This is a genomic window from Pseudomonas sp. Leaf15, from assembly GCF_001421425.1.
In the GTDB taxonomy this organism is placed as follows: Bacteria; Pseudomonadota; Gammaproteobacteria; order Pseudomonadales; family Pseudomonadaceae; genus Aquipseudomonas; species Aquipseudomonas salomonii.
Map to the genome: position 1 here is coordinate 473,489 of NZ_LMKI01000012.1, position 12,004 is coordinate 485,492.

General features: G+C 61.4%; 7 protein-coding genes. 3 read left to right on the top strand and 4 right to left on the bottom strand.

What is annotated here, in order from left to right; genetic code table 11:
* Positions 1 to 15: 15 nt before the first annotated feature.
* The 3 genes from ASE80_RS12575 to ASE80_RS12585 all read left to right on the top strand — a co-directional run bounded on the left by ASE80_RS12575 (position 16) and on the right by ASE80_RS12585 (position 3,742).
* Positions 16 to 1,335: an OprD family porin gene (locus ASE80_RS12575; RefSeq protein WP_056859172.1), complete on the top strand. Its 1,320-nt coding sequence runs from the start codon at positions 16 to 18 to the stop codon at positions 1,333 to 1,335.
* A gap of 341 nt (positions 1,336 to 1,676) precedes the next feature.
* Positions 1,677 to 2,351 (top strand): heavy metal response regulator transcription factor, encoded by a 675-nt coding sequence (locus ASE80_RS12580; RefSeq protein ID WP_017137677.1) that lies wholly within the window; start codon positions 1,677 to 1,679, stop codon positions 2,349 to 2,351.
* Positions 2,348 to 3,742 carry a heavy metal sensor histidine kinase gene (locus tag ASE80_RS12585; protein ID WP_056859173.1) on the top strand — a complete coding sequence of 465 codons (1,395 nt, stop codon included), beginning with the start codon at positions 2,348 to 2,350 and terminating at the stop codon, positions 3,740 to 3,742. Before ASE80_RS12580 ends, ASE80_RS12585 begins: the two co-directional genes overlap by 4 nt.
* Before the next feature lie 1,636 nt (positions 3,743 to 5,378).
* Here the strand turns inward: ASE80_RS12585 and ASE80_RS12595 are convergent.
* The 4 genes from ASE80_RS12595 to ASE80_RS12610 form a co-directional block, all read right to left on the bottom strand.
* Positions 5,379 to 8,513, bottom strand: a complete 3,135-nt coding sequence (locus ASE80_RS12595; RefSeq protein ID WP_056859175.1) for a CusA/CzcA family heavy metal efflux RND transporter — start codon at positions 8,511 to 8,513, stop codon at positions 5,379 to 5,381.
* Positions 8,514 to 8,531: 18 nt separating this feature from the next.
* Positions 8,532 to 9,638, bottom strand: coding sequence for an efflux RND transporter periplasmic adaptor subunit (locus ASE80_RS12600; RefSeq protein ID WP_056859176.1), 1,107 nt, complete (start codon positions 9,636 to 9,638; stop codon positions 8,532 to 8,534).
* An 18-nt stretch (positions 9,639 to 9,656) separates the two neighbouring features.
* A complete protein-coding gene (locus ASE80_RS12605; protein WP_056859177.1) occupies positions 9,657 to 10,877 on the bottom strand; it encodes a TolC family protein in 1,221 nt (406 codons plus the stop codon).
* Positions 10,878 to 10,988: 111 nt separating this feature from the next.
* Positions 10,989 to 11,894, bottom strand: a complete 906-nt coding sequence (locus tag ASE80_RS12610; protein ID WP_056859178.1) for a cation diffusion facilitator family transporter — start codon at positions 11,892 to 11,894, stop codon at positions 10,989 to 10,991.
* Positions 11,895 to 12,004 lie beyond the last annotated feature (110 nt).

Sequence of the window (12,004 nt, forward strand, 5' to 3'; positions counted from 1 at the left end):
ACCCAGGAGCGAAACATGCACATTACTTACTACATCCTTCCCTTTTCCTTACTGGCCGCGCTGCCCCTGGCCGCCGCGGCCGTAGAGGACAAGCCCGACGGTTTTATCGAAGGCAGCAGCGTGAACGTGCTGGCGCGCACGTTTTACTTCAACCGCGATGACCGCAAGGGCCAGTCCAGCCCTACCGGAAACGGCTACTCCGAAGCCCTGGCGCAGGGCTTGATCGGCAAATTCGAATCCGGGTTTACCCAAGGCACCGTAGGCTTCGGCCTGGATACGTTTGTCATGTACGGCCTCAAGCTCGACTCGGGCACCGGTCGCAGCGGCGGCAAGGGTTCGTTCGGCGTGCTGCCGGTAGACAGCGACAACCACCCCGAAAGCAGCTACAGCAAATTCGGCGGCGCGGCGAAACTACGGGTGCTGGATACGGTGATAAAAGCTGGCGATGTGTTCCCCGCCACACCGGTGGTGGCCGCTGGCGATTCGCGCCTGTTGCCGGAAAGCTTTCGCGGCGTCACCGCGCAGAACACCAGCCTTGAGGGCCTGAGCCTGCAAGGCGGGCGCTTGAGCGGAATGAGCCAGCCGAGTGAAAGCGGCATGAACAAGGGCTTTGCGACCTTCTACGCAGGCAAGGTCGACTCACCCTGGATCGGCTATTTCGGCGGCGACTACGCGGTGAACCAACACCTCAGTGTCAGTGCGTACAGCAGCCGCCTGAAGGACGCCTGGGACCAGTACTATGTCGGCACCAACGCCAGCTACCCGCTGAGCGACGACGTGTCCTTGTTCGGCGACGTCAACTATTACAAGGCCGTGGACGAAGGCAAAAAACTGCTCGGCGAATTCAACAACAACATCTGGAGCGCCAGGCTCGGGGTCAAGGTTGGCGCCCACAGCCTGGCCCTCTCACACCAGCGCAACAATGGCAATGACGACTTCGACTACCTGCGCCAGTCGGACTCGATCTTCCTCAATAACTCGATCCAGTACAGCGACTTCAACTCGCCCAAGGAGCGCTCGTGGATGGCGCGCTACGACCTCGACATGCAGGCCTTCGGTATTCCCGGCCTGTCTTTCATGACCCGCTACGCCAAAGGCACCGGCGCCGACTACAGCAACGCCAACGCGGTGTACATGCGCCGCGACGCGGCCGGTAACCCGCTGACCGATCAACGCCGATGGGAACGGGATATCGAGGCCAAATACGTGGTGCAAAGTGGCAGCCTCAAGGATTTGTCCTTGCGTTTACGCCAGGCCACGGTGCGCTCCAGTGCGTTCGAGTCAGACCTGGAAGAAGTTCGCTTGATTGCCGAGTACCCACTGGTTGCACTGTGAGCCCTTACATTCGCTTGCCGTTAACTAACATCTGTTCACAAATAGCCAGTTATCAAAACTGTAATATTGAGCTCAGCTTCCCGTTAAGTTGACGTTCCTATACTCGCATCAACTTATTTGCACCGAGCAACATTCATCTCTAGAAGCTTTTTTGTAGCTCCTTTGGAAAGAGATGAATTTTTAACGCCCCTCGGGGCGTTTTTTTTGCGGGCAGGTTTAGCAGCGACCAATGGTCGCAGTTGACCCTGAAGCTACTTCACGGTTCAGACTTTTCCTACTCCCAAAACACCTGATTCCATAAGGAAATGGAGCCCTTCTCCCTCAGTAAAAGGTAAATCCCCATGCGTATCCTTGTGGTTGAGGACGAGCAAAAAACCGCCGACTACCTGCAACAGGGCCTGAATGAAAGCGGCTATGTGGTGGACTGCGCATCCAATGGCATCGACGGCCTGCACCTGGCCGGGCAGCACGCCTATGAGCTGGTGATCCTCGACGTCAACCTGCCGGGCAAGGATGGCTGGGAGGTGCTGGAGCAGCTTCGCCGCAATGGCACGCAACGGGTGATGATGCTGACGGCTCGTGGCCGCCTGGCCGACAAGATCAAGGGCCTGGACATGGGCGCCGATGATTACCTGGTCAAACCCTTCGAGTTTCCCGAGTTGCTGGCGCGGGTGCGTACCCTGTTGCGTCGCAGTGAGCATATCCCGCAGCCGGACGTGTTCCGCGTATTGGACCTGGAACTGGACCCGCGCCGCCATCGCGCCTATCGCGGCACCCGGCGTATCGACCTGACCACCAAAGAGTTTGCGCTGCTGCAGGTGCTGATGCGCCAGACCGGCGAAGTACTGACCCGCACGCAGATTATTTCGCTGGTGTGGGACATGAATTTCGACTGCGACACCAATGTAGTGGAAGTCTCCATCAGCCGCTTGCGGGCCAAGGTCGATGACCAGAGCGAAGTGAAGCTGATCCACACCATTCGCGGCGTGGGTTATGTGCTGGAGGCGCGCGGATGAAAGCCGGCAGTTTGTCGATGCGCCTCGGCTTGACCGTCAGCCTGATGGGCGCCGGCCTGGTGCTGTTGCTGGCGACCCTGGCGTACGTGGCGCTGACCCACGAGCTGGAAAAGCTGGCGCGCAAGAACCTGGAAAGCAAGATGGAGCAGATCCAACACAGCCTGGCCCAGGGCCTGGACGCCAACCGCATCCGCGCCCGCCCGCACTCATTGATGGACCTGGTGATCGGCCACGACAATTTCTACCTGACCATCGTCGGCACAGCGCCGGATGAAAGCGTACTGCTGAGCATTGGCGCCAAGCCCCAGGAGCCTTTGCTGACGGACTTCACACCCAGGGAAACCCTCGGCTACCTCAATTGGGCCGACAGCAATGACAACCAGGTGCTCAGCGCCTCCAGCCTGATGCGCCTGGCCAATGGCGAACGGGTGCGCGTGCTGCTGTCGCTGGACCGCATGGACGACCAGGCGTTGCTCAGTGCCTACCTGCGCGCCACCTTGATTGCCTTGCCGATGCTGCTGATCCTGATCGGCATGGGCGCCTGGTGGCTGGTGCAGCGCGGGCTCGCGCCACTGAAGCAGTTCAGCCATGTGGCGGCCAAAGTCACCACCCAGGACCTGACCCACCGTTTATCCATCGACAACCTGCCCCATGAGCTGGGCGAACTGGCCCATGGCTTCAACGTGATGCTCGACCGCCTGGACACGGGGGTGCAACAGCTGTCGCAATTCTCCGATGACCTTGCCCACGAAATGCGCGCGCCACTGACCAACCTGATGGGCAAGGCCCAGTTGACGCTGTCCCGCCAGCGGCCACCGGAGGAATACAAAGCGGTGCTGGAATCCAACACCGAAGAGCTCGAACGCCTGGCGCGCATCGTCTCCGACATGCTGTTCCTGGCCCAGGTCAGCCATCCGGCCGCGCGGGGCTCATTCACCCAAGTGTCGCTGGCGGACGAAGCCCATCGCGTGATGGATTTGTTCGCCTTAAGTGCCGAAGACAAACAACTGACCCTGACCCTCAGCGGCAATGCCCAAGTGCAGGGCGACCGCCTGATGATTCAACGTGCGCTGTCCAACCTGCTGTCCAATGCCATTCGCCACAGCCCGGCAGCCTCGCATATCTCGCTGCTGGTGGAGGCCTACGGCAATCAGGTTGCGCTGTCGGTCAGCAACCCCGGCCCCGGGATCGAGGCGCAGCACCTTCCGCACCTGTTCGAACGTTTCTACCGCGTCGACAGCAGCCGCGCCCGCACCGAAGGCGGCACCGGGTTGGGCCTGGCCATCGTGCAATCAATCATGGCCCTGCACCAGGGGCAGGCTGACGTGCGCAGCCTGCCCGGTGGCTTTACCTTGTTTCGCCTGGTGTTTCCTCGGGTACTGCCTGAATAGGGAATGGGCACTTCAAACCAAAGCCAATCCCCTGTGGGAGCTCCCGAGCTTTAGCGAGGCTGCGAAGGCGGTGGGTCAGGCACCTTATATCTCGCCTGTGCCGCCGCCTTCGCAGCCTCGCTGGGGCTCGACAGCTCCCACATTTGAATTGCTTCGCTGGTGGGATTTGCGCATGCCGCGATAGCCCTGCAAACTGAGACCTCAGCAACAAAGCCAATCCCCTGTGGGAGCTCCCGAGCTTTAGCGAGGCTGCGAAGGCGGTGGGTCAGGCAACTTATATCTCGCCTGTGCCGCCGCCTTCGCAGCCTCGCTGGGGCTCGACAGCTCCCACAGTTGAGCTTTGTTGCTGGGGGGATCTGCGCTTGCCGCGATGGCCTTGCGAACTGAAATCGAACCAACACAGCCGATCCCCTGTGGGAGCTGTCGAGCTTTAGCGAGGCTGCGAAAGCGGTGGGTCAGGCACCTTATATCTCGCCTGTGCCGCCGCCTTCGCAGCCTCGCTGGGGCTCGACAGCTCCCACAGTTGAATTGCTTCGCTGGCGGGATTTGCGCACGCCGCGATGGCCCTGCAAACCGAAACCTCAGCAACAAAGCCGATCCCCTGTGGGAGCTCCCGAGCTTTAGCGAGGCTGCGAAAGCGGTGGGTCAGGCAACTTATGTGTCACCTATGCCGCCGTCTTCGCAGCCTCGCAGGGGCTCGACAGCTCCCACAGTTGAGCTTTGTTGCTGGGGGGATCTGCGCTTGCCGCGATGGCCTTGCGAACTGAAATCTAACCAACACAGCCGATCCCCTGTGGGAGCTCCCGAGCTTTAGCGAGGCTGCGAAAGCGGTGGGTCAGGCACCTTATATCTCGCCTGTGCCGCCGCCTTCGCAGCCTCGCTGGGGCTCGACAGCTCCCACANGAGCTTTAGCGAGGCTGCGAAAGCGGTGGGTCAGGCACCTTATATCTCGCCTGTGCCGCCGCCTTCGCAGCCTCGCTGGGGCTCGACAGCTCCCACAGTTGACCTGCTGCGCTGGCGGGATTTGCGCATGCCGCGATAGCCCTGCGAACTGAGATCTAACCAACACAGCCGATCCCCTGTGGGAGCTCCCGAGCTTTAGCGAGGCTGCGAAAGCGGTGGGTCAGGCAACTTATATGTCGCCTATGCCACCGCCTTCGCAGCCTCGCTGGGGCTCGACAGCTCCCACAGTTGAGCTTTGTCGCTGGTGGAATCTGCGCTTGCCGCGATGGCCTTGCGAACTGAAATCGAACCAACACAGCCGATCCCCTGTGGGAGCTGTCGAGCTTTAGCGAGGCTGCGAAAGCGGTNCCCACAGTTGAGCTTTGTCGCTGGTGGAATCTGCGCTTGCCGCGATGGCCTTGCGAACTGAAATCGAACCAACACAGCCGATCCCCTGTGGGAGCTGTCGAGCTTTAGCGAGGCTGCGAAAGCGGTGGCTCAGGCAACTTATATGTCGCCTGTGCCGCAGCCTTCGCAGCCTCGCTGGGGCTCGACAGCTCCCACAGTTGAGCTTTGTTGCTGGTGGAATCTGCGTTCGACACGATGGCCTTGCAAACCGAAACCGCAGCAACAAAGCCGATCCGCTGTGGGAGCTTTGGTGATTTCATTACCAAGCCCGCTCAGCTCATACGCATCATTCCTCCTGGCGATGCGCCCATTGGTACAGCGCCGGCAGTACCAGCAAGGTCAGCAACGTAGAGGAAATAATCCCGCCGATCACCACCGTTGCCAGCGGCCGCTGCACTTCGGCGCCGGTGCCGGTGGCGAGTGCCATGGGGATAAACCCGAGTGACGCTACCAGCGCCGTCATTAACACCGGGCGCAAGCGCGTCAGTGCGCCTTCGTTGACCGCCAACGCCAACGGGCGCCCTTCTTCACGCAGGTTGCGGATGAAGGCAATCATCACCAGGCCGTTCAGCACCGCCACGCCCGACAACGCGATAAAGCCCACGCCCGCCGAGATCGACAGCGGGATATCGCGCAGCCACAGCGCCATGATTCCACCGGTCAACGCGAACGGAATCCCGGTAAACACCAGCAAGCCGTCCTTGAGGTTGTTGAACATCATGAACAGCAGCCCGAACACCAGCAGCAACGCCACCGGCACCACGATGCGCAAACGCTCGGAGGCTTCCTTCAGCTGTTCGAACTGGCCGCCCCAGGTGGTCCAGTAACCGGCAGGCACCTTCACCTGGGTGCTGATGGCCGTCTCGGCCTCTTCAACAAACGAGCCGATATCACGCCCGCGCACATTGGCGCTGACGATCACCAGACGCTTGCCGTTCTCGCGGCTGATCTGGTTCGGGCCGAGCACCAGGTCCAGGCTCGCCACCTGGGACAAGGCAATAAAGCCCAACTGCCCCGCCGCACTGCCGGCCAACGCCGGCACCGGAATCAACAGCCGCGACAGGCCCTCGATATCGGTGCGCAATGCGTCGGACAACCGCACAACCATGTCGAAACGTCGGTCGCCTTCGTACAACGTACCGGCCTGGCGCCCACCCACGGCCACGGCAATGGTGTCCTGCACATCGCCCACATTCAGGCCAAAACGTGCGGCCTTGTCACGGTCTATATTGATCGTCAGTACCGGCAGGCCGGAGGTCTGCTCCACCTTCACCTCCGAGGCGCCATCGAGCTTTTGCAAGGTTTCGGCGATTTCCCCGGCGGTCTTGTTGAGCACCGCCATGTCATCGCCAAACACCTTCACCGCCACGTCACTGCGCACCCCGGAAATCAGCTCGTTAAAACGCAACTGGATCGGTTGCGACAATTCATACGCACTGCCCGGCACAATCGCACTGGCGCGCTGGATATCGGCAATCAGCGCCTCGCGGGACTTGTTCGGATCCGGCCATTGGTCCTTCGGTTTAAGCATCACGTAGCTGTCGGAAATGTTCGGCGGCATCGGGTCGGAGGCGATTTCCGCCGTGCCGGTGCGCGCAAATACCCGCTCGATTTCCGGCACGTGGGCGATCAGTATTTTTTCCAGCTGCTGCTGCATCTGCACCGACTGCGTCAGGCTGGTACCGGGTACGCGCAAAGCCTGCTGGGCGAAGTCGCCTTCGCTGAGGCTGGGGATAAATTCGCTGCCCATGCGACTCGCTACCGCGCCCGAGGCGACGATGGTCAATACCGCCAAACCGAATACCAAAGCACGGCGCGCCATGACCCAATCCAGCACCGGCGCATAGACCCGACGTGCAGTGCGCATCACCAGGTTTTCTTCTTCCTTGACCTTGCCGCTCACGAACAGCGCAATCGCGGCAGGCACGAACGTGACCGACAGAATCATCGCGCCCAGCAGCGCAATCACCACGGTGAAGGCCATGGGATGGAACATCTTCCCGGCCACGCCAGTGAGGGCGAAGATCGGCAGGTAAACCACCATGATGATCAACTGCCCAAAGATCAGCGCCCGCCGTGCTTCCTTGGCCGCCGCGAACACTTCGTGCAGGCGCTCGCTGCGCGTTAACAACCGCCCATGCCGCTGCTGTGCATGGGCCAGGCGGCGGATCGCGTTTTCGACGATCACCACCGCGCCGTCGACGATGATGCCGAAGTCCAACGCGCCGAGGCTCATCAGGTTGGCGCTGACCTTGTTGGTGAACATGCCGGTAAAGGTGAACAACATTGCCAGCGGAATCACCATCGCCGTGATCAACGCCGCGCGGATATTGCCCAGGAACAGAAACAACACTGCGACCACCAGCAGCGCGCCTTCGAAGAGGTTTATCTTCACCGTGGCGATGGCTTTTTCCACCAGGTTGGTGCGGTCGTAGACCGTCACGGCGACCACACCGGCGGGCAGTGAGCGGTTGATCTCTTCGAGTTTTTTCGCCACGGCCTGGGACACGGTGCGGCTGTTTTCACCGATCAACATGAACACCGTGCCCAACACCACTTCCCGGCCGTTTTCGGTGGCCGCGCCGGTGCGCAACTCGCGGCCGATTTCGACTTGCGCCACATTGCGCACGCGGATCGGCGTGCCGTCGGAGCTGGTGATGACAATGTTGGCGATATCATCAATCGACGCCACTTGCCCCGGCGCACGGATCAGCAATTGCTCGCCACTACGCTCGATGTAACCGGCGCCGACGTTGGCATTATTGCGCTCCAGCGCCGTGACCAGATCACCCAACGTCAGGTTGTAGGCCGCCAGGCGCTTGGGGTCCGGGGCTATCTGGTATTCCTTGGCGAAGCCACCGATGGTATTGATCTCGGCCACGCCCGGCACGTTGCGCAGTTGCGGCTTGATGATCCAGTCCTGGATCACGCGCAGGTCGGTCGGCGTGTAGTGCGTGCCGTCATCCTTGCGCGCGCCGTCTTCAGCCTCGACGGTCCACAGGAAAATCTCCCCAAGGCCGGTGGAGATCGGCCCCATCGCGGTTTCGATGCCCAACGGCAATTGCCCGCGTGCCACTTGCAGGCGCTCGTTGACCAATTGGCGGGCGAAGAACAGGTCGGTGCCGTCCTTGAAAATCACCGTCACCTGGGACAACCCCGAGCGCGACAACGAGCGCGTCTGCTGCAAACCCGGCAACCCGGCCATGGCGGTTTCAATCGGAAAGGTAATGCGCTGTTCGGTTTCCAGCGGTGAAAAACCGGCCGCCGCCGAGTTGATCTGCACCTGCACGTTGGTGATGTCGGGCACCGCGTCGATGGGCAACTTCTGATAGCTGGCGATGCCGACACCAGCCATCAACAGCACCGCCAGCAGCACGATGATGCGCTGCTCGATGGCGAATTGGATAAGGCGCTCAAACATGGGGAATCACTCGCAGGGTCAATGGGCGTGCTCGGCCGAGCCTTTACCCAGTTCGGACTTGAGGATGAAGCTGCCGACGGTGGCCACCTGCGCCCCAGCCTCAAGGCCCTGGCGCACTTCGACATAGCCGTTTTCGCTCACACCGAGTTCAAGGTGGCGGGTGATAAAGCCCTCCGCAGTGCGCACGAATACCGAGGGTTTGTCCTCGACAGTCTGGATTGCGGTTTGCGGCACGGTGACCTTGGCCTGGTAGGTATCGGTGGCCAATTGCACCGTCACAAACAGGCCCGGGCGCCAGGCGTCGTCGGGGTTGGGCACGGTCACGCGCACGGTGGCGGTACGCGTCTGCTCGCCAAGCAAATTGCCCACGTAGGCCACAGTGCCCTGCACTTCAGTGCCCATTTCCGTGGAGATGACCTTCACCGGCTTGCCGACCCGCACCTTGTTCAAGTCCTTGGGGAACACGCCGAAGGTGACCCACACCTGGGACAGGTCCGAGAGCGTGAAGGCGTTGCTGGTCTCGCTGACCACCTCGCCGACGCCGAGGTGCTTTTCCACCACCACGCCGGCAAACGGCGCACGCAGTTCATAACGATTGCCACCGACCAGGACCGCGCTGCCGCTGAGGGCAGTCATCTTCTGGCGCGCATTGTTCAGGGCGATTTCGGCCTCTTGCAAGGTCTGCCGCGCCAGCAGGTAATCCTGCTCGGCGGAGATTTCGTCCTTCCACAATTGGCGTTCGCGCTGGAAGGTGGTGCGCGCCAATTCGACCCGACGTTCACTGGCTGCCAGCTCGCTGCGCTGGTCGGAAATCTGCTGGCTGGAGATGACAGCCAACAGCTCGCCTTTCTTCACCGACTGGCCAAGGTTGACCTTCACCGCCTCCACCACACCGGCCGCACGCGGGACGATGTGCGAGGTACGGTCCTCGTCGAAACGCACTTCCCCCGGCAGCGTCAACACCGTACTGATCGAGCGCGGTTGCGCCTGGGCGAGTTGGATACCCGCGGCCTGGATCTGCTGTTCAGTGAGTTCAAGCCCGCCTTCTTCTTCATCGGCGATGGCAAAACCAGACAGCATCAGGCCCAGGGCGACGACCAGCGCCACGCCATGTGTATGTTTCATAAAGGACTCCAGAAAAAATCAAAACCGGGCGAGGTCGCCGTAAATCCGTTCGATACGCACCCAGGCATCCGTGGCCTGGGCGGTCGCCGCGAGGTATTGGGTGCGTGCGGCGATCAAGGTGCGCTGGGCGTCGAGAACGTCGAGGAAGTTGAACTTGCCCATCTCGAAGCCACGGGTGGCGCTGTCCACCGCGCTTTGGGCGGCGGGCAGGATCTGTTGGTTGAAGGCGCGCACTTCGGTATCGGCGGTTTGCCACAGGTCCAGGGCCTGGCGGGTCTCGGTGCGCAGGCGCAGTTCGACGGCGTTGCGCAGGTCGCGAGCCTGGTCGGCGCGACGGCTGGCGGCCAGCACATTGCCCTGGTTACGGTTGAACAACGGGATCGGCATCGACACGCCCACCACGTTCACACGTTCACGCACGCTGGCGTCGTACTGGCTGCCGATCGATACATCGAGGTCGGGAATCCGCTGGGCTTTTTCCAGGCCCACGCTGGCCTCGCTTTGCTGGATGTGCAGTTCGGCCAGGCGCAACTCGGTGGTTTGCTCCAGCCGCGCCAGCAAGGGTGCGGAGGGCGGCAACGGTGGTGCGGATTGGCTTTGCGTGGCGACCGCCTGAAAGTCAGGGTTGGCGCTGCCGGTGCTGGCGGCGAGACGGCGGTAGGCATCCGTGAGGCCGATCTGCGCGCGGTTCAGCTCAAGGCGGATCTCCGACAACTGCACCTGGGCGCGAGTCGCTTCTACCGGCGACGACTTGCCAGCCTTGACGCGGCCATTGGCGACCACCAGGCCGCGCTCGGCCAAGGCCATCGAGCGTTGCGCCAGGTCGAGGCGTTCCTGGGCTCGCAGGGCGCCGTAGTAGCTGTCGATCACATCGGCGCGCAGGCCGTTGCGACGTTGCTCCAACGTCAACGCGGCGGCATCCTGAGCGCGCGTTGCCACATCGATACGCGCCCCACGCTTACCACCCAGCTCCAAAGTCTGGCTGAGTTTTATCGTGGTGGTACGCGAGTTGCGGCGGGTGTCTTCGGCATCCCAGGAAGCCACTGGATTGGGGATCAAACCCGCCTGCTGGCGGCCGCCCTCGGCAATATCGATTTCCCATTGCGCGGCAGCCAGGTCAGGGTTGTTGGCGAAGGCGGTTTGCAGGGCTGAATCGAGAGTGAGGGTTTGCGCCTGGGCAGCGTTCGCCGCTACCCACAACGCTGCTGCCCCCAAAAGTGTTCTAAAAGAAAGTGCCATAACGAGAGTTCCACGCCCATGAAGTCGCTGAGGTTTCCCAGCGGGGGCAATGTAGCTTTCGCGACTTATCAGAGCGGTGGAGCGAACATTACAAATCCGACAGGCACAGCCTCAGGCGTGCACCTCGTCAGGGTCGTCGTGATGAGAACCTTCGCCTTCGACCTGCAAGGTGACGTGGGAAATATCGAATTGTTCGTGCAGCAATTCCGTCACTCGCGTGAGGATTTGTTGCTCAGTGCCTTGCGATGGATCCGCAACCAAATGCGTGCTCAGCACATTCTTGCCGCTGGTCAGCGCCCAGATATGCAGGTCGTGCACATCCTTGACCCCAGGCACGCCGCGAATGGCCTGCTCAACCTGGTCGATATCGATGCCGTCCGGCACGCCCTGCAGCAGGACGTTCATGCTTTCCTTGAGCAGCGTCCAGGTGCGTGGCAACACCCAGAAACCAATCGCCGCCGCCACCACGGAGTCCACCCAGCCCCAGCCGGTAAACATGATCACCACCGCCGCAATCATCACGCCGATGGAACCGAGCATATCGCTCCAGACCTCCAGATAAGCGCCCTTCACATTCAGGCTTTCACCGCTGGCAGCGCTGAGCAGGCGCATGGAGATCAGGTTGACGATCAGCCCCAGCACCGCAATCACCAGCATGCCGGTGGACTGGATTTCGGCCGGCGCCTGCAACCGTTGATAAGCCTCGTAAAGGATGTAAAACGCTACGGCGAACAGCAGCAGCGCATTGAAGGCCGCCGCCAGGATCTCGAAACGCGCATAACCAAAAGTGCGCTTGCGGTCGGCCGCACGCTTGGCGACCTGAATGGCCACCAGTGAAATCGCCAGGGCCAGGGCGTCGGTCATCATGTGCGCGGCGTCGGACAACAGCGCCAGGCTACCGGTGACAAAAGCGCCGATAACCTCGGCAATCATGAAGCTGCCGGTCAGCCCCAGGGCCATCCATAACTTGCGTTCGTGGCCGGCGCGTACTTGGGCGTGGCTGTGTCCTGCGCTCATGGCATGTCCTCATGGTGTGTAGTCCGTTGATCATAGAGCTATAGGCCAAATTACCGCGCATACCTTGCAAACTTGTCACGCGCCCGCGAGTTCACGGTTAGATTGAGCGC